21 protein-coding genes are annotated in these 20,975 nt (G+C 44.3%); 10 read left to right on the forward strand and 11 right to left on the reverse strand.

What is annotated here, in order from left to right:
- Positions 1 to 64: 64 nt before the first annotated feature.
- On the reverse strand, positions 65 to 1,969 hold the full coding sequence (locus tag UQ64_RS17645; RefSeq protein ID WP_060624847.1) for a B12-binding domain-containing radical SAM protein: 1,905 nt from the start codon (positions 1,967 to 1,969) through the stop codon (positions 65 to 67).
- Positions 1,970 to 1,984: 15 nt separating this feature from the next.
- A complete protein-coding gene (gene recQ / locus UQ64_RS17650; RefSeq protein ID WP_060624848.1) occupies positions 1,985 to 3,820 on the reverse strand; it encodes a DNA helicase RecQ in 1,836 nt (611 codons plus the stop codon).
- 628 nt (positions 3,821 to 4,448) lie between these two features.
- On the opposite strand from recQ, the gene UQ64_RS17655 reads away from it, so the two are divergent.
- The 7 genes from UQ64_RS17655 to UQ64_RS17685 all read left to right on the forward strand — a co-directional run bounded on the left by UQ64_RS17655 (position 4,449) and on the right by UQ64_RS17685 (position 10,013).
- On the forward strand, positions 4,449 to 5,429 hold the full coding sequence (locus tag UQ64_RS17655) for an RluA family pseudouridine synthase (RefSeq protein ID WP_060624849.1): 981 nt from the start codon (positions 4,449 to 4,451) through the stop codon (positions 5,427 to 5,429).
- Between the two features lie 103 nt (positions 5,430 to 5,532).
- Positions 5,533 to 5,952 carry a GNAT family N-acetyltransferase gene (locus UQ64_RS17660; RefSeq protein ID WP_060624850.1) on the forward strand — a complete coding sequence of 140 codons (420 nt, stop codon included), beginning with the start codon at positions 5,533 to 5,535 and terminating at the stop codon, positions 5,950 to 5,952.
- Between the two features lie 97 nt (positions 5,953 to 6,049).
- A complete protein-coding gene (locus UQ64_RS17665; RefSeq protein ID WP_060624852.1) occupies positions 6,050 to 6,571 on the forward strand; it encodes a hypothetical protein in 522 nt (173 codons plus the stop codon).
- Positions 6,572 to 6,617: 46 nt separating this feature from the next.
- Positions 6,618 to 7,013 (forward strand): hypothetical protein, encoded by a 396-nt coding sequence (locus tag UQ64_RS17670; protein ID WP_060624855.1) that lies wholly within the window; start codon positions 6,618 to 6,620, stop codon positions 7,011 to 7,013.
- Positions 7,014 to 7,033: 20 nt separating this feature from the next.
- Entirely contained in the window at positions 7,034 to 7,603 is a 570-nt protein-coding gene (locus tag UQ64_RS17675) for a TetR-like C-terminal domain-containing protein (protein WP_060624856.1), read from the forward strand.
- Positions 7,604 to 7,760: 157 nt separating this feature from the next.
- Positions 7,761 to 9,341 (forward strand): oleate hydratase, encoded by a 1,581-nt coding sequence (locus UQ64_RS17680; RefSeq protein WP_060624858.1) that lies wholly within the window; start codon positions 7,761 to 7,763, stop codon positions 9,339 to 9,341.
- Between the two features lie 105 nt (positions 9,342 to 9,446).
- Positions 9,447 to 10,013 (forward strand): GNAT family N-acetyltransferase, encoded by a 567-nt coding sequence (locus UQ64_RS17685; protein ID WP_209445828.1) that lies wholly within the window; start codon positions 9,447 to 9,449, stop codon positions 10,011 to 10,013.
- A 53-nt stretch (positions 10,014 to 10,066) separates the two neighbouring features.
- Here UQ64_RS17685 and UQ64_RS17690 read toward each other — a convergent pair whose 3' ends face one another.
- Positions 10,067 to 10,789 carry a DsbA family oxidoreductase gene (locus tag UQ64_RS17690; RefSeq protein ID WP_060624859.1) on the reverse strand — a complete coding sequence of 241 codons (723 nt, stop codon included), beginning with the start codon at positions 10,787 to 10,789 and terminating at the stop codon, positions 10,067 to 10,069.
- A 268-nt stretch (positions 10,790 to 11,057) separates the two neighbouring features.
- Between UQ64_RS17690 and UQ64_RS17695 the strand changes: the two genes are divergently transcribed.
- The 3 genes from UQ64_RS17695 (at position 11,058) to UQ64_RS17705 (ending at position 14,248) form a co-directional block, all read left to right on the forward strand.
- Entirely contained in the window at positions 11,058 to 11,990 is a 933-nt protein-coding gene (locus tag UQ64_RS17695) for a glycosyltransferase family 2 protein (RefSeq protein WP_060624861.1), read from the forward strand.
- 180 nt (positions 11,991 to 12,170) lie between these two features.
- Entirely contained in the window at positions 12,171 to 13,274 is a 1,104-nt protein-coding gene (locus UQ64_RS17700) for an FAD:protein FMN transferase (RefSeq protein ID WP_060624863.1), read from the forward strand.
- Between the two features lie 128 nt (positions 13,275 to 13,402).
- Positions 13,403 to 14,248 carry an RCC1 domain-containing protein gene (locus tag UQ64_RS17705; protein WP_060624953.1) on the forward strand — a complete coding sequence of 282 codons (846 nt, stop codon included), beginning with the start codon at positions 13,403 to 13,405 and terminating at the stop codon, positions 14,246 to 14,248.
- 84 nt (positions 14,249 to 14,332) lie between these two features.
- Here UQ64_RS17705 and UQ64_RS17710 read toward each other — a convergent pair whose 3' ends face one another.
- From UQ64_RS17710 to UQ64_RS17745, 8 genes are all read right to left on the reverse strand, one after another.
- Positions 14,333 to 15,043, reverse strand: a complete 711-nt coding sequence (locus UQ64_RS17710; protein ID WP_245238067.1) for an HAD family hydrolase — start codon at positions 15,041 to 15,043, stop codon at positions 14,333 to 14,335.
- 36 nt (positions 15,044 to 15,079) lie between these two features.
- The gene (locus tag UQ64_RS17715) at positions 15,080 to 15,544 is read right to left on the reverse strand and encodes a GNAT family N-acetyltransferase (RefSeq protein WP_060624864.1); all 465 of its coding nucleotides are present in this window, start codon (positions 15,542 to 15,544) and stop codon (positions 15,080 to 15,082) included.
- Between the two features lie 99 nt (positions 15,545 to 15,643).
- Positions 15,644 to 16,150, reverse strand: a complete 507-nt coding sequence (locus UQ64_RS17720; protein ID WP_060624866.1) for a metallophosphoesterase family protein — start codon at positions 16,148 to 16,150, stop codon at positions 15,644 to 15,646.
- 126 nt (positions 16,151 to 16,276) lie between these two features.
- On the reverse strand, positions 16,277 to 17,470 hold the full coding sequence (locus UQ64_RS17725) for an anti-sigma factor (protein WP_060624868.1): 1,194 nt from the start codon (positions 17,468 to 17,470) through the stop codon (positions 16,277 to 16,279).
- On the reverse strand, positions 17,463 to 17,966 hold the full coding sequence (locus UQ64_RS17730) for a sigma-70 family RNA polymerase sigma factor (RefSeq protein WP_042125017.1): 504 nt from the start codon (positions 17,964 to 17,966) through the stop codon (positions 17,463 to 17,465). The genes UQ64_RS17725 and UQ64_RS17730 overlap by 8 nt, the downstream gene beginning before the upstream one ends.
- A gap of 197 nt (positions 17,967 to 18,163) precedes the next feature.
- Positions 18,164 to 19,156, reverse strand: coding sequence for a siderophore ABC transporter substrate-binding protein (locus tag UQ64_RS17735; protein ID WP_280818221.1), 993 nt, complete (start codon positions 19,154 to 19,156; stop codon positions 18,164 to 18,166).
- Positions 19,157 to 19,279: 123 nt separating this feature from the next.
- Complete coding sequence (locus UQ64_RS17740) at positions 19,280 to 20,035, reverse strand: iron ABC transporter ATP-binding protein (protein ID WP_060624869.1); 756 nt, start codon at positions 20,033 to 20,035, stop codon at positions 19,280 to 19,282.
- Positions 20,029 to 20,973 carry an iron chelate uptake ABC transporter family permease subunit gene (locus tag UQ64_RS17745; protein WP_060624870.1) on the reverse strand — a complete coding sequence of 315 codons (945 nt, stop codon included), beginning with the start codon at positions 20,971 to 20,973 and terminating at the stop codon, positions 20,029 to 20,031. Before UQ64_RS17745 ends, UQ64_RS17740 begins: the two co-directional genes overlap by 7 nt.
- Positions 20,974 to 20,975: the final 2 nt, after the last annotated feature.

The raw sequence follows: 20,975 nt of genomic DNA on the forward strand, positions 1-20,975 counted from the left end.
CCAACTTCTAGACGGTCTATCCTTCCAACTATTAAGCAACTTCTTCCGAACCACCCTATTTATTTTACAACGGCAGCGTATAGTACTGAGCGCGTTGGCTCTCGTTCTGCTGATACATTACGATTAGCAGTGTGCGACCTTCTCGAACGGAAGTTGATTCAGCTACGGCTACAGACGAGCTTGTGGTTTGGACAGACTCTTCTAAACCGCTATCTGCGACTCCCTGTAATAACGACTCGGAAGAAGGCAAAGCCTCGTCGATAATGTCCGCTTCCTCTCCCTCTGAACCCCCATCCGCCCGAAGACCGCTAATGGATTCCAGCACCGCTTCTAGCGAGAACGGTAGTACTTCAAGCACCGTATATTTTTGCAGCTCTCTTTCACTGAGTCCGGCTTCTGCCAACTGAGCAGAGATTTGACCCGGATTAGCAGCGATATCCTTCAAGTAACTCGACCAATCCGATTTATCCAGCACGAAATCCCACCAGATTTTGCGAGGCTTATACTTGTGTCCTAGGAAATAATCAAGCTTCATTAGCCCAGTAATAATATCCATAGACGGCGTCCCACGATCTATCAAGAAGGACTGCAAACGGGTAAAGAGATCTTCTAGCTGGTGCCCAATCTTTTGCCAACCTCTCTCCTCCCAATAATCACCGAACTCCTGAAAGAAATCGAATGGTGAATCAAACACGTGACGAATCAAGTATTTGGCCGTATGGTCCATCCGATGGCTGTTCCAGTATTTTTCCAGCACATCCTCAAGCCGCTTCAAACGGATAATATCCGAGAAGGACATCATATGACTACTAAGAATTTCGTAAGGGGCATGTTCCATATACGTATACTCATATTTTGCCGCCTGTGCGCGCAGACCCGTCCCGCGAAGCATTTTGAGAAATCCAAGCTGCAGCTCTTCTGGCTCCATAACGAATACATCATTAAAGGTTTTACGGAAGGTGGTGTAATCCTCCATTGGAAGCCCTGCGATCAAATCTAGATGCTGATCGATATTACGACTTTCCTTAATCTTCATTACTGTACGAGACAGCTTCTTGAAATTCTGGCGACGTTTAACGAGCTCGTTCGTCTCATCATTCGTAGACTGTACACCAATCTCAAACCTAAAGATGCCCGGAGGCGCATTCTTCGACAGGAAATCCAGAACTTCTGGCCGCATGATATCTGCTGTGATTTCAAACTGGAACACACAGCCTTGATGATTATCGATCAGGAATTGAAACATTTCCATCGCATAGTTACGGTTGATATTGAAGGTGCGGTCCAGGAATTTAATGATTTTGGCACCATTTTCAATTAAGTAGAGGAGATCAGACTTCACTCGTTCAATATCATAGTAACGTACGCCTACCTCAATACTGGATAAACAAAATTGACAGTTAAACGGGCACCCACGGCTTGTCTCAAAATAAACAATACGTTTGCTCAAATCTGGAATATCCTCGGGAAAACGATGCGGTGTAGGCAGCGTATTTAGATCGCTTTTGGGACGAGGTGGATTTACAATGATCTCTTCTCCCTTACGATAAGCAGCTCCGTACACAAAATGAAATTTACGGTCGTCTCTCAGCTCCTGCAGCAGATGATGAAAGGTCTCTTCTCCATCTCCGTTGACAATAAAGTCAACACCAGCCTCTCTCTTCATCCAATGCAGTGGCTCATAAGAAACTTCCGGACCACCGAGAACAATCGTAACTTCAGGCATCACTTGCTTAAGGATACCCACTAGCTTAAGTGTCTCTTCGATATTCCAAATATAACAGGAGAAACCAATCACATCCGGCCGTTTCTGAAACAAGTCGGACACGATATTCATCACGGGATCTTTGATGGTGTACTCTACCAAATGAATATCCTTAAATTCATGCTCACTGTAAGCTTTTAGCAAACGAATCGCCAGTGAAGTATGGATGTATTTGGCGTTTAATGTGGTTAGGATGATTTTCATGCTACACGACCTTCTCTACATTTCATTTTGAAAAAACTCCAGGAATGCTTTACCATACTTCCGGTATTTCACTTCCCCTACGCCCTTCACCCTCAGCATTTCCGCTTCGGTCTGCGGACAAACCACACTCATCTCACGCAGCGTTGCATCATTGAAAATAATATAGGATGGCACATGCTCTCGTCCCGCCAGCTCCCGCCGGATCAGACGAAGCTGCTCAAAGACGGTCTCATTGACTGCCGAAGGTGACAAGTCATGTCCGCGGCTACGAACCCGTGTACCGGATGCCGCACCTGCACGTGATGGCCGTGCCACTCGCTGCATGACCTCACGCTGTCCGCGCAGCACCTCAGCAGCCAATGGCTGGAGCCGTACTACTGGATATTGTCCTTCCGATAAGGCCAGATATCCTTCAGAGATGAGTACATTGATACTCTCCGAGATCTCCTTCTCCGTCCGGCTCGACATCGCACCGTGGGTCGGCAGCTTATCAAAACCATACTGCATCACCTTCTGATTGCGAGAACCTTTAAGCACAGAAGCCACCAACGCTACTCCATAACGTTCCCGCATGCGATGGATGCAGGAGAAAATCTTTTGCGCATCAACGGTCATATCCACTAGCTCTCGTTCATCTGTACATGAGCTGCAAATGCCGCATAGCTTGTCTTCATGGACCTCACCGAAGTAATCAAGCTGGGCACTACGCAAGCAACGGGTAGTATAGCAATAATCAATCATTTGCTGAAGCTTGCGATATTCGTTAGCTTTGCGGTCCGTATCCTGCGGATTCTGCTCGATCAGGAACTTTTGCGTCATAATATCCTGTGCACTAAAGAGCAGGATACACTCACTAGGTTCACCGTCACGACCAGCACGACCAGCCTCCTGAACATAAGCTTCCATATTTTTTGGCATATTGTAATGAATTACGTAGCGGACATTGGATTTATCAATCCCCATTCCAAAAGCATTCGTGGCCACCATGACCCGGATATCGTCATATAGGAAGCCTTCCTGGCTATCGGCCCGCTCCTGATCATTCATCCCTGCATGATAGCGGCCTGCCGCTATCCCTGAAGCCTGCAGCCTCTGATATAGATCATCCACTTCTTTGCGTGTAGCCGCATATACAATTCCGGGTTGGTGGGAATGCGTCGCAGTATAGTCCATGACGAACTCCCGCTTATTCTCTCCACGTAGCACAGACATTGCTAGATTATCTCTTCCGAGTCCAGTCATGAAAATACCCGGCTCGCGCAGACGCAGCAACCGAACCATGTCCTCCATAACCTCGGGCGTCGCTGTGGCCGTAAATGCAGCAAGGATCGGCCGCTCCGGCAGCTCATCTACAAATGGAGATACTGATAGATAACTCGTTCGAAAATCATGTCCCCACTGAGATACACAGTGCGCCTCATCAACAGCCACGCAGGAAATAGACAGCTCGGCCATCTCCAGACGGAACCAATCCAGCTCTAGCCTTTCGGGCGCGACATATAGCAGCTTCAAATCGCCCCGACGGGCAGCTCGAATCCGCTCATTCACTTCTTTTCCGCTCAACGTGCTATTAATAAAGGCTGCCGGAATACCTGCCGTAGTTAATGCATCCACCTGGTCCTTCATCAGCGAGATCAATGGTGAGATCACTAATGTCAACCCGGGTAACAGCAATGCGGGAACTTGATAACAGATCGATTTTCCGCCTCCAGTAGGGAGTATCCCCAACGTGTCGCGACCTTCCAGCAAGTTCTGAACAATCTTTTTCTGACCATCCCGAAAATCTGGATAACCGTAATATTTCTGCAGCTCAGCCTGCGCCTGTTCAATAGTAGGTGCTTGCATCTTCATATCTCTCATAACCCCTTAAGCGTTTCTATCTTTAGTTTAGCGGTCAATGGTGTATTGAGCAACACTCGTGAAATCATCCTGCCACTTCTTGTTTTGGAAAATTTACATAAAAGCTCTTCTTTTGAGCCAAGCTTTAAAAATAAAAAAAGCACACGAAGCACCCACTTCCCCTAATGAGCGTTCGCAGAAACCACTGGATACTGACCTAAGTAAAAATATAAATTCCATACGTAATGCTTCAATCTACGCAAAATTGAGCATCGGAGTATTGAACAGCCCCAGACTCCAGATTTTCGTGTTACGACCGCCCCACTAGGCGCTCGAAAACGTTCTCAGGTCGCTGTATGCTACATAGACGGGTTAGTATTATCCCCTTTCCGCAGGTCCAACCAACGGGACGCCCAGATAAATCTGCAACTGCTTTACTAGAATTCTTGTCGACGGTTCACCTTTCTCTCTCAGTGTCCCTGCACTTAGGCTGGATATACCTCAGCTTATTTCTGCTTATTGGACTAGCTCAGTTAATCTATCTGTGAATCGTATAAGTTTCTTTCTACCCTCACATAGTATTTCTTAACAGCCCATGGTATATTGAGGAGTACAATATTAAAGGACGGAGAATGTATTCATGAACTCAAGAAGAAATCCTAAAGAAACAGCCAAAAGAGGTACTCGTTCCCACAGCAAGCCAAATGGCAAGCTTAATCATAAAGCTAAAGCACCCGCTGCAACCAAGTCTTTTAAAGTAAATGAACCTTCTGAGCTGTTACCCTTCTTACTCAGCCACATCACAGGCCGTGGACGAAATGCGATCAAATCTATCCTCTCGCGTGGACAAGTGGCGGTAAATGGCAAGGCAGTCACGCAGCATAATTTTCAATTGCACCCGGGTCAAACCGTGACGATTGATCAAGAGAAGCCCGTACAAGTAGCTGAAATGATCGGACTTACCATCGTCCATGAGGATGATGATCTAATCATTGTTCAGAAGGATGCTGGACTGCTATCCATTGCCACTGCGGAAGAAAATGAATTGACGGCTTACCGCCAGCTTATGGAGCATGTGCGCGTCAGCAATCCTAAGAACCGAATTTTTGTCGTTCACCGCTTGGATCGCGATACGTCTGGGGTAATGATGTTTGCCAAAAGCGAGCGGATCCAGCAGGCACTGCAAACTACGTGGAAGGATACCGTGAAGGAACGTTCTTACGTAGCACTAGTCGAGGGCGCCGTTAAAAGACCTGAAGGTACGGTGAGCTCTTGGTTAAAAGAAACCTCTACCCTGAAAATGTACTCCAGTCCTCATGAAGGCGACGGTATGCATGCGATCACACATTATAAGCTCCTTCAGGCGAACCGCCACTTCTCCTTGCTTGAGGTAAAGCTTGAAACTGGACGCAAGAATCAGATTCGTGTGCATATGGCGGATATCGGCCATCCGATCGCAGGAGATAAGAAGTATGGTGCGGAGACCAAAACGGTAGGCCGACTAGGTCTGCATGCTCGCGTACTTTCTTTTATCCATCCTACTACGGGAGAGTTAATGACCTTCGAAAGCCCAATTCCGAAGACATTCCTAAAATATACTGCACCTGCACCTACGAACTAACAAGATCACAGTAAATACCCATTCATCCTAAGGGGGCTGATTACAGTGGAGCTTACTACACTACAATCGCTACAATAACTTAACAAAGAATGGGTGATTAGCTATGACAACAGCACATCATTATGAATGTATTGGACGTTTACCCACGACCGAGGAGCATGCCTCCTTATGGGAAGCTGTCGGTTGGGGAAATGTGAATACGGAAATGACCGCAGCCTCTCTGGCTCATTCGGTTTATGGTATGGTCGTTGTACAGGAAGACAAGGTTATCGGTATGGGGCGGATCGTCGGAGATGGTCACATGTATTTTTACATTCAGGACGTGGCCGTGCTTCCCGAATATCAGGGCCAGGGCATTGGTGATGTCATTATTGAGCAGCTACTACACTATATTCGATCTCAATGTTTTTCTAGCGCGTTCGTCGGACTTTTCGCATCACATGGCAATGATACCTTTTATGAGCGATACGGCTTTCAGAATCACGCCCCTGGCATGACGGGCATGTTTAAGGTCATGGAGTAACACGCGAAAGATGCCCGGTCCATATGGTCCTTGGGCATCTTTTTCACTTCTATTTAGATCATGTTACAATACTAATAAACAAAAGAAGGTGCCATTATTGTTCCATCCTACTGTCTTCGATAATATTAAAATTGCTTTTGAGAACCAAATCTATGATTACGATAATCTGGACGGAATTCTGGTAGTTACGGATCGTTCCGACCTTCTGAATATGGCATTGATGTCCAGAGAATTTAGCCTTTCCTTCCAATTAGCTACAGGCAGGAACGTAACTGCCGAAGTCTTCCTAACTTCATCTGTAAAAGATCTTAGCGATGAAATATTGGAAGTTCCTAATACCGATCCCGGCTGCAATCTTTCATTACGTTTTTATATGGAGGTCGAAGATATCTCTACTGAATGTCAGGCCATCGAAAGCATTCTCAAAGCGATCTGGGGACCAGAATTTCAGCCGGTACAGTCTTTAAGCTTCATTTATGGTCAAGATGGCGAAACCTACAATAACTGCATCGAGCTGCGATTCAAAAGGCAAATCACTGAGGAGCAGATGGAGGACATTCCGAACCTGCTGAATCATCTTCTGCAAAGTGCAGAAGAACTGGAATCTTTCTCCATATAATCCCTACTGCACACGTTCGTACTTTGGAAAAAGAGGTGAGCCAGAAATGAAATTCCTGCCTGCTGCCAAAAGTAACCGTTGGTTTATCTGGATGGCTGTTTATTGTGTTTGTCTATGGCTGCTTTTCATCCTGCACAGATTCGTTATGATGGCTTATACATTGGATGTCATACTCTTGCTGCGCTTCGCCCTTTTTTCCATTGTCGTATCTGGTATCGTCAATGTCTTAGGGTGGCTCGGAGCTCGTCTACTCTGGTTAATCACTACAACAGGAATAATCATCGGTTCAGTAATTATGCTAAGCTACACCTTTAGAGAGATGTCCGGTTGGGAGGATCTCGCGGGATTCCTGGCTTTTTTCTTTTTTACATGTGGCGGATTTGCACTCGGTTTATTGGCGGAAGGAATTCGTCTGCTGGTTAAGCAGTGGCCGAAAGCTTGAATGGAGGAGATGATAGATCGTTGTCCAATTCTTTTCTCACCAAAAATGCATTGTCCCATTCGTTAAAAGAACTAATGGAACATACGTCGCTCAATAAAATTACAGTCAAACTGCTCGTGGACCATTGTGGACTAAATAGACAAACCTTCTATTATCATTTTCAGGACATATTTGATTTACTGGGTTGGATCTATAAGACTGAGGCTGTAGAAAGCATCGCCCAGTATCGAAGCTATAGCACATGGACGGACGGTTTTTATAGAATCTTCTGCTACATCGAACGGAATAAAACTTTTTGCTGCAACACCTTGAACTCACTGGGCAGAAACCATCTGGATGCGTATCTATACGAAGTGACGAATGATCTCATTATGGGTGTTATAAACGAATTGTCCAACGAGATGGCGGTTGGTCAAGAAGATAAGCACTTCATTGCTAATTTCTATACGCTAGCCTTCACAGGCCTCGTTATTCAGTGGATGAGAGATGGGATGAAGGAACATCCGGATCATATTATCGAGAAGCTAAGTGTACTCATTGAGGGAAATATTCTAAAAGCCTTGCACAAGTATGAGAATAAGCCGTTGTAACCTTTGGGTTGCAGCGGTTTTTTTGTCTAAAAACTAGACAGATAGACCGAAATGACTAAAATCCATACACTCTAAAAGGTTTGATTATACCTTCGGAATTGGAGTTGGTTTACATTAAGAATGTGATTATTTCAACAACAACTTGGAGGCGACCATTGTGAAAAAAGAGTACGGTAATAAACAGGTTTATTTTGTCGGTGGCGGAATTGCATCCTTAGCGGGCGCGGCTTACCTGGTCAGAGACTGTGACTTTCCGGGACAGAACATTCACATTATTGAAGAGATGAAGATTCTCGGTGGCAGCAACGACGGTGCAGGTGACGCTGAGCACGGTTATGTCATTCGCGGTGGCCGGATGCTCAACGATGAGACCTATGAGAATACATGGGATTTACTCATGTCGATTCCCTCCCTCGACCATCCTGAGAAATCCGTTAGAGAAGAGATTATAGAATTCGATACCGCCAATCCAACACATGGCAACGCTAGACTCGTTAACCGCAACGGTGAGGTGGAAGATGTATTATCCATGGGCTTCGATATGGCTGACCGGCTTGCGATGGGTAAATTGATCATTACACCGGAAGAAAAAATGGGAAAAGCCCGGATTAATGACTGGTTTGGTCCACACTTTTTCACCACGAACTTCTGGTACATGTGGGCTACTACTTTTGCCTTCCAACCTTGGCATAGCGCAGTAGAGCTTAAACGATATATGATTCGCTTCGTTCATGAGTTCCCAAGAATTCAAACCCTGGAAGGCGTAACACGCACTCCTTATAACCAGTATGATTCCATCATCTTACCAATGCACAAATATCTCGAAGGCTTCGGTGTAGACTTTACACTGAAATGTACAGTAACTGACCTGCAGTTCAAAGACGGAGATGGCATTACCGTAACCCAAATGAACGTCCTACGCCAAGGTGCCCCAGACGTTATTAACATAAGCGAAGACGATATTGTAATCGTCACGAACGGCTCTATGACCGAAGGCTCCAGCCTTGGATCTATGACCTCTGCCCCACGTCTCAACGGAAAGGGTAGCTCATGGAAATTATGGGAGAACATCGCCGCCAAAAAACCAGGTCTCGGCAATCCATCCTCCTTCGATGATCATGTAGATGGGTCGAAATGGGAGTCCTTTACCGTGACCTTCCAAGATTCCAAATTCTTCGATCTTATGGAGAAATTCACTCGCAATCGTGCAGGTACTGGCGCATTGGTTACCTTTAAAGATTCGAACTGGTTGATGTCCGTTGTCTTAGCCTTCCAACCGCATTTCCGCAATCAACCGGAGCATGTGAAAGTATTCTGGGGCTACGGTTTGTACCCTGACAACGTAGGAGACTTCGTGAAGAAGAAAATGAGCGAATGTACCGGAGAAGAAATTATGGAAGAATTAATCGGTCATCTTCATTTCGAAGAACATAAGGATGAGATCATGGCAACTGCTAACTGTATTCCATGTATGATGCCTTATATCACTTCACAATTCATGCCTAGATTAAACAGTGACCGACCTAAAGTAGTTCCAGAAGGCTCTACTAACCTTGCCTTCGTTGGACAATATTGCGAAATTCCAGATGATGTTGTATTCACGGAAGAATACTCTATCAGAGCAGCTAGAACTGCAGTATACACACTGCTCGGGATTAACCGGCCTATCGAGCCAATCAATCAGCATCAGTACGATGTCCGCACCTTGTTCACAAGCTTTATCACTTCTTTTAGATAAACACATCTTAAAAAGACGAGCATTCCCGGATGGATTCGGGGGCGCTTGTCTTTTTAGTGTGTAAAACTTAATTTAATATGAACTCTCCATTCCAGGTGAAATCGTGTGTATGTTAAGCTCTTCATGAAATTCAAAGGAATGGATGAGGAATTTATGTATATAGAGAATGGAAATTTAGTCATACGCAATGCAACAGCAAATGATGTCCCCCTCTTATGCAGCTGGTGGAACGATGGAAAGCTTATGGCACATGCCGGTTTTCCTAATGGCATCGGCTGCACAGAGCAGGATATATTGCAAAACCTTCTAACTGACACCGATCTTAATCGCCGCTTGATACTGGACATCGATGGTGTCCCATCAGGAGAAATGAATTACAGAACCATTGCCGACGGCACTGCAGAAATTGGCATCAAAATCTGTGATTCTAATGAACAGGATAAAGGCTTTGGAACAGTATTTTTAACCATGTTGATTAACTTCTTATTTGTGAATATGGGCTATCGCACAATCGTTCTCGATACCAACGCCAAGAATTCAAGAGCTCAGCATGTATATGAGAACATTGGCTTTCGTAAAGTTGCCCTTCATTTGAATTCGTGGAAAAACCAACTTGGAGAATGGCAATCTTCTATTGATTATGAATTAACAAGAGCAGAGTTTCGGAACTAAAAAAAGAAGAAATAGAAACTTCTCCATCTCTTCTTCTCCACACTATACGAACTTTATATATTGCAAGATCCGTCCGTGCAGCCATCATCCGTAGATACGTCAGATTTTCCTTTGCCAACCACTTGCAGTGTTGGTCCAGCTTGTTCTTCCGCCCACACGGTATCCAACACCTCTGTAAATACAGGTCCAGGCTGTGCACCGGATAAAGCATATTTATTGTTGAATACGAAGAAAGGCACACCGGTAATATTCAGACGGCTTCCTTCTTCGATATCTCCATTCACTTCAGCTGTGTAAGCATCTGTCTCCAGCATTGCCGCTACTTCTACCTGATCAAGCCCTACCTCAGCAGCAAGTGTAGCAAGTACACTGCGATCTCCAAGATTCAATGAATCCGTAAAGTAGGCACGTAGCAGACGTTCGGACATTTCTGCACCTTTTCCTTTTGAGCTTGCAAAGTGACTCAGGCGGTGGCTGTCAAAAGTATTCGTATGCTTCATTGTATCGAATTGGAAATCCAATCCCACATCTTGGGCTTGCTCAGCTAGCTGTGCGTTCATTGCTTTTGCTTTTTCAATCGTCATACCGTATTTGGAAGCCAGCATCTCATGAATACTCTGAGTTTCATTCAATTTTGCATGTGGATCCAATTGAAAGCTACGGAATACCACCTCTACTTGATCTCGGTTCGGGAACTGACTCAGCGCATTCTCTAAACGTCTTTTACCAATGTAACAAAATGGACACGCATAATCGGACCAAATATCTATTCTCATGAAAAAAACCTCCTAATATTATTGTTCATTAGTACTGCTGAATAAGATTGATAACTAAATATTCGTCGCTTACTATTATATAGTTAAAAACCGAAAAATACAAACTTAACTTTTTTTAAAAAAATCTCATTAGACCTGAGCCCCAACTAAAAGTATACGAAAGTGGTATATACGCTCTTCTTCAGGACAGATAGAATAAAGGTAACCATTTTGCCGGAAGACTGCATTCAGATTAGCGGACAAAAAAAGTCCTGAAGGGAGCTCAGATATGTATGATATATCTATAGTGATTCCTACCCGTAACCGAATCGACGACCTTACGGTGTGCATAGAGTCCATTGGCAAGCAGACACAGCTTGAGGACATCTCCATCGAGCTATGGATTGTGGACGACGGTGAGATCCCTGAGGACAGATTAGTTTATTATCGTGAAATACTAACTGGATTACCGCAGGCTGAACTTCATTATCATCGCAAAACTAAGCCTGGCCTCTGGCTTTCCCGTTACGAAGCGCTAGGACTGATCCACTCAGAAATTGTGCTCCACTTAGATGACGATGCAGAATTAGATGACTCCTTATATATTCGACGACTGCTAGATACTTATGCAGCCGATGATTCCATTGTTGGTGTAGGTGGTGTAGCAAAAGGCATACATAGTAGCATTCCAAGCAGGCTGTTCGGTATGATAACCGGACAAATGTCCGGATCACCAGGCAGATTGTCGGCAAGTATGTTTGCAGGCTCGCAATTCCTTTGGGGAAAGAAGAAGCAGGTATTTGAAACGGATTTTTTTCACGGGTGTAATATGTCCTTCCGGCGCTCGGCACTGCGTGATATTAAGCCCTATCCATGGATGACAAGCTACTCCATAGCCGAGGATATTTATTTATCCCACTTGGCCAGCCGCTATGGCAAGCTCGTGATTAACCCCGACATGAAGATCATCCATCATGAGTCGCCAGGTTCTCGCGATAAGGCGGGCGTTGTAGCACGAGCTACTGCCATCAACCACTATTATCTGCTCAACTTGCGAAAAGCTCCGTTTATGAATTATGCTGCTTTGATCTGGACATTGTCTTGTCTGACGGTTAAAGCAACCCTAAAGCGGAATTTCAAAGCCGTTAGCGGATATGCCAAGGGTATCCTCTTCGTATTAAACCCTCGCAAGAATAAATACAGTGAATATATGCTCGATTAAGTAGCATCGTTTATTTCTAAATCTGTAGCGCCGCTCCGAATCAGGATACGGGGCTTTTTTCTATGTCGCCCGATTATATCCCTAAATGTGTCATGAAATTAATTTCCATCAACTTGTTATCTGGGTTATGATATAAATAATGTGTTTTGTTTTAGAAATTAACTTTATGGATGGTGGAATATGTTCAAGAACAAAAAAACGACGCTGATCCTCGTTGTAATCGTCATCGCCGTCATAGCTGTCGGCGCTTGGCTAATTACTAAAGATAAGGACGATAAAACAGCGGGAACTACGGGTAGCGCAACAACATCCGGAAAAGGAGAGGAAAAGTCTCTCTCTCAAACCTTTTATATTTATGATACTGTTGTGAATATCAAAGTGTTCGGTGCTACTGTAGAACAGAAAAATATGGATGATATCCAGCACATGCTGGAGCGAATGGATATGGAGCTTAGCCGTACCAAAGAAGGTGGAGAGGTTTACGCAGTCAATCAGGCAGCAGGAAAAGAAGCGGTTGTTGTTTCTGACGAGACCCTGGATGTTATTAAACAATCCATTCAATATGCAAAGGAAATGGACGGGCTATTTGATCCTACAATCGGTCCGCTAATCGATCTTTGGAATATAGGTAGTGGTGGAGATAAGGTCCCTCCTCAAGCTGATATCGATAAAGCCAAGAGCCTAACCAATTACAAGGACGTTGAAATTGATGAGGCTGCGAAAACTGTAAAGCTGATGAAGGAAAATATGGTGCTGGATCTAGGCGGTATTGGTAAAGGTTATGCTGCAGACCGTATCGCTGATTATTTGAAAGAGCAAGATCTAAATAGCGCTATGATAAACCTCGGAGGCAGCAGTATTATTGCACTTGGTAAGAAGCCAAACGGCACGGATTGGAATATCGGATTGCAGGACCCAGATCAAAGCCGTGGCACACAGCTAGGAACTATTAAAATCTCAGATGAGGTCATCGATGCTTCTGGTGTTTACGAACGGTATTTTATGCAGGACAATATTCGTTACCATCATATCCTTGATCCACGCACAGGATATCCTTCTCAGAACGGTCTCAAAAGCCTTACCATTATGAGTCCGAATGCAACAGATGCAGATGCCTTATCCACTGGGGTATTCTTGATGGGAATCGAAGATGGCATGAAATATCTTGAATCTTTACCTGATGTTGAAGCTTTCTTTATTACCGACGACAACAAAATCTATGCCACCGCAGGCATTAAAGAAAGAATGAACCTGACGGATCCAACCTACAGCTTCGCAGAGTAAACGGAAAAAGCTTGCCCCATTGAGCCGAAGTTGGCTTTCTAGGGAGCGAGCTTTTTTTGAATAGCAGGAGCAGCAAGAAGGCCGCTGTTCCCTCTGTGAAACATGTGAAGAAGAAAGGAGCCAAATCCATGAACCTTATGAACCCCCTACCTTCCATAGCAGCGGGTTATCGTCATACCGCCCTGCTTAAATCAGACGGCACGGTGACGGCTGTCGGTGATAATAAATATGGTCAATGTGATGTAAGCGGCTGGTGCGATATTATAGCGGTTGCGGCGGGTAGTGCTCATACAGGTAATGCTCATACCATCGGGCTTAAATTGGACGGTACAGTGGTTGCTGTGGGTTGGAATAAGTATGACCAATGCGATGTAAGCGGCTGGTCTGATATTGTTGCGGTAGCCGCAGGTTGGCGTCGTACCGTCGGACTTAAATCGGATGGCACAGTGATTGCTGTGGGTCGAAATAATGAAGGCCAATGCAATGTAAGTGGCTGGCATGATATTGTGGCGGTTGCGGCGGGTGACTGGCATACCGTCGGGATTAAATCAGACAGAACGGTGACGACCGTAGGTAATAACCGGTATGGCCAACGCAATATAAGTGAATGGCACGACATAGTAGATATAGCGGCGGGTTACCTTCATACCGCCGGCCTTGGATCGGACGGTACAGTGGTTGCTGTGGGTCGAACTCATGAAGACCAATGCAATGTAAGCGGCTGGCACGGTATTGTGGCTATTGCGACGGGTAGTCATCATACGATCGGTCTTAAATCGGACGGTACGGTGGTTGCTGCTGGATGGAATAAGCATGGCGAATGCAATATAAGTGACTGGTGCGATATTGTGGCGGTTGCGGCGGGTTGTACTCATACTGTCGGTCTTAAATTGAACGGCACAGTGGTTGCTGTGGGTAATAATGAACATAATCAATGCGATGTAGGCCACTGGGACGGTATCCAACTACCCTGAAATTAGTTTTCAATTTTATTGATACATAAATAATGAAAGCCATGCGCCGATTTCTCTCGCATGGCTTATGTTTTCCACCTCTTCTCACACCAAAGGAAGCTCGCCAAATTCCTTATAATTAGTAAAAATATAACTAGGCTTATGATCCGTAGCTGGTTGTCTGCCTCTCGGATTATACCAACAAACCTTCCAGCCTGCCGCGAGCGCTCCAACTACATCATTGGCCCACGTATCCCCTATATAAAGCGAGTTGTTCGCCGAAGTGCCTGTCTTTTGATTAACGTGTACGAATATTTCCGGGTCCGGTTTAGCAAGACCTACAGCATCAGAAATAAAGATCATGTCCTCGGGAATCATCTGATCCAAGCCTAGCCCGCGAATCTTACTCATCTGATGATCCTTCGGTCCATTCGTAATAATGCCTACCTTATGACCGTCCGCAATAAATCGTTCAAGATGCTCACGCACCCCATCAATCATCTGAATCGTATATTGACGTCCAATATATGCCGCTTGAATCGCTGTGGCTTGATCGCGATCAATCTGCAATCCATATTCGGCAAAAGCAAGCTCCAAACGGCGCACTCTCGTCTCTTCAAGCGGAATCTCTCCGCGCAAATACACCGGCCACAACACATCACTATGATGTCTTACTTTATAGAATAACTCTGCAAAATCCAGACTATTCTCGTCTGGGCTGAGCACTTCTCGTACTGCTTCTTGAAATGGTACGAGATGATCATACAACGTATCATCGAGATCAAAAAAGATTGCCAACATATGACTTGTTTCCACTTTAACGCCCCTTACTCGTCTTTCTCTCTAGCTATTTTAGAAAAAAAGGTTATAGGTATAAAATTCATCATCCCGAATGTAGCCTTGCGCTTCATACAACCGCTGCGCCCCCACATTCTCCGTCATCGTTGTCAGGGATAAGCCCTTCGTATTCGTAGAGACCGCATAATCTCTAGCACTTTCCAGCAGTATAGCACCTAGCCCTTGCCCTCGGATTTCTGCAGTAACGAACAAATCATTTAGTATCCAGAGGCGCTGCATTGATATCGATGAAAAAGAAGGATACAGCTGTGTGAAGCCCCACGCCCGTTTCTCATCGCCTTCCCCCTCAACTACCATAAGGATCACAGATTCATTCAGCTTTAGTCTGTCGGCTAAGAAGGTTCGTGCCCCGTCCCGATCAGAGGCTGCTCCATAGAAGACTCGATATTCATCAAATAATGGTATGAGCCGTTCTAAATCATCCAAAACCACACGTTCTATACGATATTTATTCATCATCAGCGCTCACTTTCCGGCTTCGCCCGTTTTAACCTCATTGTAAATGGTAACCGAGCTATTCACCATGGAGAGAACATCGAATCATTTGGACAATTGACCTTATTCCTTTGAATCGTAGAATACGTGCCGAGCACTAACCTTGCCCGCTTCGATATCCAACAGTCCAAAAGAATACAATTTCTCACGTCGCTTATCTGTAGGAGAACCAGGATTAAATAGCAGGATCCCATTCTCCTCTCTTAGCAAGGGCTGATGTGAATGACCGAATAGAATACAATCCACCTCATCATTTGCAAAAGCAAGCAGAGCATTTCCGTCCGTTCCTTTGCGGGAATGCGGCGTATGTCCATGTACCATTCCGATCCGGATTCCCTCAAGGGTAATGATCTTGCGCTCTCCGAAACGCTCAATGATCTCATCGCCATCATTATTTCCGGCAATCCCCTCTACCGGTGCTAATTCTGACAGCAAATCATAGATTCCCATACTCACCCAATCACCGAGATGCAAGATTAAATCCACATTTTGAAACTCTGCAATGAGTGCCTTTGGCAGAGACTTAGCCATTCTTGACATATGTGTATCAGATACGACTCCTACTTTCATAAATCTCAGCTCCTAATCTATCATCCTCAACTTTGGTTATCATACTTATTCATAAATCTAATATTCAAATAATTGTACGATTTGCTTAAGCGAGAAGCAAGTTCTATGACTTCTTCCACTCCGCAGCTAGTTCTCCCTATCTCGCCAATTCCATAGTCTTACTTCCTCAACATGTATGTTATTGATCCATGCTTCTTCCTTCAACTTGAGAAGTTCTTTCACCGGACCGGTTACAACAGCTCCATAGAGCTTAACTCCATTCTTCTCTATATAACTAATGGAATCATCCAAATCAATGAACGGAATCACCTTATTGGCGATGGACCTATGCTCCTGCAACAAGCGTAATGTCTTTAGGAAGTTTGCATTACGCAGCTCACCATCCCCATATGAGTTAAAAGATGGAGAAACACTCGTGCGGCTAGTCACCCCTCCAAACCAACCCCACTTTTTCTTTGACTCTTGTGTCACCTTCATATCATCAGCATGCCAGATGGGCGTACTTGGAAATCCTAAGGGATCATTTATTACTGGCTCTTGTGTCCTTGGACCTGTATCTGCTGCGAACCACAAAAGCTCAAGATTTTTATGCTGAAACTTCTTCAACAGCTCATCAGTCGTAAAAAATTGCTCAAAAGACAAATAGGCTTCTCCTACCGTACCCTCAGGGAGCTTCTCTAGTTTTTTCCACTCACTGCTGTCATCCATCCTATTTTCTGCAAGCTGGTTCTCAATGGGGTAGACAAAGTAATTACCTGTCCCACTGCGTTCATATGTCCATGAATAACTATAGATTCTAGGCCAGCCTAATAGAAACTTCATCGAATAATCCCCAACATTAATCCGCGCATCACCAATTTGTTTTATTATTCCGCCCTTCAGATTCATATTAAAAAATGGACCCGAATCACTACTCAAATGGACGATTGTATTCGGCTGTGAGACAGCAATAGCGGAAGAAACAACATCACGGTAAGTTTCTCCTCTTTCTCCAGTGCCATAAAATATCGCGGTGATGATACTACTGATAATCAAGAACATCAAGAACGCAGAGATTACCGTAAAAGTATTCGATATACGAGCTCTCCATTTTCCACGGCGGATGATCTTTTTTTCCTTGCCAGATCTGTTTCTTTTACCCTTTCCGAATTTTATGCTCTTATCCTCACTTGAAGCCGGCTTTTCTTCACCCATGAGTTCATCCAGATAAGCCTGATAAGCTTCCATCTTCTCCAGTTCGCGCTCCACTTCATCCCTATCATCGTCAGCAAGGGTACCTTCGCCGTACCTTCTTAACTTCTCCTTGAACTCCTCACTCATGTTCATTCCTCCTCCGCTCTGCCTCACGCAGCTTCTGTCTAGCCCGAAAGATCAATATCTTATATTGGGACAGACCCACATTCATAATATCCGATGCTTCCAGATAACTAAGACCATGAAAATCATGCAGCAGCAGTGCATGCCTCTGATTGTCCGGCAGCTCACCTATAGCAATCCTCATCTCTTCCCAACGTTCCTGCCGAAGCAGCGTGCTTTCCGTGGTATCAGGATGAGCGAGCTGTTTAAAAAACTCCTCGCTCTGAACTGTGCTACGTCCTTCCTTCCGCTTATAATCTACGAAGGCATTGTAGGCGACACGGAACAGCCAAGGCTTAATCTTCTCGTCTTTACAGTCCTCCAAATATAAATAAGCACGGTAAAAGGTCTCCTGCATCAAGTCCTCCGCCGCATGATGATCACCACAAAGGGAGCGCAAATAGCGGTAAATATCCATCACATACATCTGATATATTTCATCCAGTGAATTTCGCTTCATGCACTCCCCCCTTAACCTAACCACGTATACTCGCATAAAAAGTTACAGCTAAATTTAGCAACTAGTATGAATATACCAGTAATTCTAAGAAAAAAAGCAAAAAAAAGCCTGCTGACAAGGAGCTTTACTCCTGCCAACAGGCTTGTTAATAACCATCTGGAAATCATTTAATCGTTCAATTCCCCGAGTTACTCTGCTTACAGAACAACTTCAACTTCTTTGAGCATTTCACTAACGGATACCAAACCGCCACCGGACAAGTACCAGTAGTTAGGATCTAGGTAAATGATTTTACCGTTTTTGAAAGCATTTGTGTTCTTCACGAGATCGTTCTCAACCGCATCCTTCGCTGAGCCAGATTTGCTGCCATCACTCTTCACAGCCGCATCTCTATCTACTACGAACAAATAATCCGGATTCTTGTCGGCTACATATTCGTAAGATACGCTTTGACCATGAGTGGATACTTCGATTTTATCATCCGCTTGTGCAAATCCGAATACATCATGGATAATACCGAAACGGGAACCAGAACCATACGCACTGATTTTTCCTTCATTGGCGAGAATAATAAGCGATTTTTTACCATCGGCTTTAGCTTTCTCATTCAGCGCTTTAACGGAATCATTAATAGCAGTAAGTTCAGTCTCTACTTCAGCTTCCTTGCCAAATATTTGCCCCAACGTCTTCACATTTTTTGTGAAGGATTCCATGTAATTGGCATTATCTACAGCAACGTACAGTGTAGGAGCAATTTTGCTGAATTCTTCATAAGAATCTTGCTGTCTGCCGGAAATGATGATCAGATCCGGAGAAAGACTATTTATTTTTTCGAAGTCAGGCTCTTTCAAACCACCGACATTCTCATATTTGGCATCGCTATATTTAGAGAGATAAGAGGGTACATTACTTTGAGGCAATCCAGTAACCTCTACACCCAGTTTATCCAAAGTATCGAGTGTGCCGAAGTCAAATACAACCACTTTCTGTGGGTTGCTCTTAATCGTAATTTCTCCAAGTTCATGTTTAATAGTAAGATCTTTCGATTCTGTAGTCGGTGCAGTAGTAGCTCCAGTATTGCCTGCCGATGCTGTACTATTATCTGAAGTTGCTGCATTATTGGAGCCACAGGCCGCCAAGATTACGGCAAGAAACACTGTCATGATTAGTAAAGATAAATTCTTCTTCAAAATGTTCACCCCTAAAATTTATAGTCAAGCTATTTGAATTATTCGCGTATACGTCTAGGAAGCTGGCGCCTTTCACTTCATGCGTTACGTCATAATAATTTCCGAATGTAAGTAGCGTCTGGTTTAAAAATAGACACCAATTTTGCGGCCACCTATTGTCTCTATAGGGATATCCATGTCATATACATCCCTAAGCACTGCCGTATCAATAATTTCATCCACCGTACCCGATGAAGCTACCCGCCCATTCTTGAGCGCTACGATGTAGTCAGAGTAACAAGAAGCGAAATTAATATCATGAATGACGAGCACAATCGTCTTGCCCTTCTCTTCTACCAATCGGCGTAATACTTTCATAATTTGTACAGAATGCTTCATATCCAGGTTGTTGAGTGGTTCATCAAGCAAAATATACTCGGTATCCTGAGCCATAACCATCGCAATATATGCTCTCTGACGTTGTCCACCGCTAAGCTGATCAATATATTTATCCTGCATCTCCTGAAGATCCATGTAAGCAATGGCTTCGTCAACGAACGCTCGATCCTCAGGTGTGAGCTTCCCTTGTGAATATGGGAACCTTCCAAAAGAAACGAGTTCCTTCACGGTGAGACGTACGCTGATGTGATTGGACTGCTTTAGTACCGATATTTTACGAGCAAGCTCATTACTCTTACAGCTGCCAATTTCCTTCCCTTCGATCAATACTTCTCCCGCGTCTTTGGAGATAAGTCTACTGATCATGGAGAGCAACGTGCTTTTACCAGCTCCGTTAGGGCCGATAAACGAGGTGATTGCACCCTTTGTAATGGATAAAGACACATCATCAACGACGATTACTCCGCCATAACGCTTGGTTACATGCTTAACTTCTACCACGACTTATTCTCCTTTAACAGCAGATAGACAAAGTAAACGCCACCTGCGAAATTAATGATTACACTAACCGTAGTAGTGAATCCAAACACACGTTCAACTAGAAACTGTCCCCCGACAAGCGCAATAATGCTTAGCAAAATCGTGCCAGGAATCAGATAGGCATGCTTATAGGTACGGAACAGCTGGTGCCCCACATTTGCTACTAGTAAACCCAAGAAAGTGATCGGCCCCACTAAAGCCGTTGATATCGAAACATAGATAGATACAATAACTAGCAGCCTTTTGACTACATAGTCATAATTGATCCCCAAGTTGATCGCTTCATCTTTCCCTAAAGAAATAACATCTAAATACTTCACAAATCGCATGAAATACAACGTAGTTAGCGCTAGAACAACTGTAGACAATATCAGTAGATCACTGCTGACATTGTTGAAGCTGGCGAACATTTTCCCTTGTAGAATCAGGAATTCATTCGGATCAATAAGCACTTCCATAAAGGAAGATGCGCTCTGGAACATCGTTCCCATAATAAGTCCTACGAGCAGTAAGAAGTATATGTTTTGACCCTCTCTGCGGAACATTAGCTTATACAGCACACCTGAGAACAGAACCATGATACAAGCAGAAAACAAGAAATTTACATTTTTATTCATAAACGTCATATTCGATGAACCTAGGGCGTATACACCGAACGTCTGGATCAACATGTACAAAGAGTCTAGCCCCAGAATACTAGGTGTCAGAATACGATTGTTCGTAATGCTCTGAAAAACTACGGTAGAGACAGCTATCACCGCTCCGGTGATCAGAATCGCAGCTAGCTTTCTCCCCCGACTGGGTAGAACATAATCCCAATTCCCCATAACATGATAGGTCATAAACAAGACGATGAGAGCAACAGCGCTTAAGGATAATATAGTTAGTTTCGTCTTCATCA

This window comes from Paenibacillus etheri (assembly GCF_001012825.1).
In the GTDB taxonomy this organism is placed as follows: domain Bacteria; phylum Bacillota; class Bacilli; order Paenibacillales; family Paenibacillaceae; genus Paenibacillus_AQ; species Paenibacillus_AQ etheri.

What these genes read in the sequence shown, in the direction of transcription:
- UQ64_RS17645 (WP_060624847.1), bottom strand. Translation starts at nt 1,969, where the DNA reads ATGAAAATCATCCTAACCACATTAAACGCCAAATACATCCATACTTCA.
- recQ (WP_060624848.1), bottom strand. Translation starts at nt 3,820, where the DNA reads ATGAAGATGCAAGCACCTACTATTGAACAGGCGCAGGCTGAGCTGCAG.
- UQ64_RS17655 (WP_060624849.1), top strand. Translation starts at nt 4,449, where the DNA reads ATGAACTCAAGAAGAAATCCTAAAGAAACAGCCAAAAGAGGTACTCGT.
- UQ64_RS17660 (WP_060624850.1), top strand. Translation starts at nt 5,533, where the DNA reads ATGACAACAGCACATCATTATGAATGTATTGGACGTTTACCCACGACC.
- UQ64_RS17670 (WP_060624855.1), top strand. Translation starts at nt 6,618, where the DNA reads ATGAAATTCCTGCCTGCTGCCAAAAGTAACCGTTGGTTTATCTGGATG.
- UQ64_RS17690 (WP_060624859.1), bottom strand. Translation starts at nt 10,789, where the DNA reads ATGAGAATAGATATTTGGTCCGATTATGCGTGTCCATTTTGTTACATT.
- UQ64_RS17695 (WP_060624861.1), top strand. Translation starts at nt 11,058, where the DNA reads ATGTATGATATATCTATAGTGATTCCTACCCGTAACCGAATCGACGAC.
- UQ64_RS17700 (WP_060624863.1), top strand. Translation starts at nt 12,171, where the DNA reads ATGTTCAAGAACAAAAAAACGACGCTGATCCTCGTTGTAATCGTCATC.
- UQ64_RS17705 (WP_060624953.1), top strand. Translation starts at nt 13,403, where the DNA reads ATGAACCTTATGAACCCCCTACCTTCCATAGCAGCGGGTTATCGTCAT.
- UQ64_RS17715 (WP_060624864.1), bottom strand. Translation starts at nt 15,544, where the DNA reads ATGATGAATAAATATCGTATAGAACGTGTGGTTTTGGATGATTTAGAA.
- UQ64_RS17720 (WP_060624866.1), bottom strand. Translation starts at nt 16,150, where the DNA reads ATGAAAGTAGGAGTCGTATCTGATACACATATGTCAAGAATGGCTAAG.
- UQ64_RS17725 (WP_060624868.1), bottom strand. Translation starts at nt 17,470, where the DNA reads ATGAGTGAGGAGTTCAAGGAGAAGTTAAGAAGGTACGGCGAAGGTACC.
- UQ64_RS17730 (WP_042125017.1), bottom strand. Translation starts at nt 17,966, where the DNA reads ATGAAGCGAAATTCACTGGATGAAATATATCAGATGTATGTGATGGAT.
- UQ64_RS17745 (WP_060624870.1), bottom strand. Translation starts at nt 20,973, where the DNA reads ATGAAGACGAAACTAACTATATTATCCTTAAGCGCTGTTGCTCTCATC.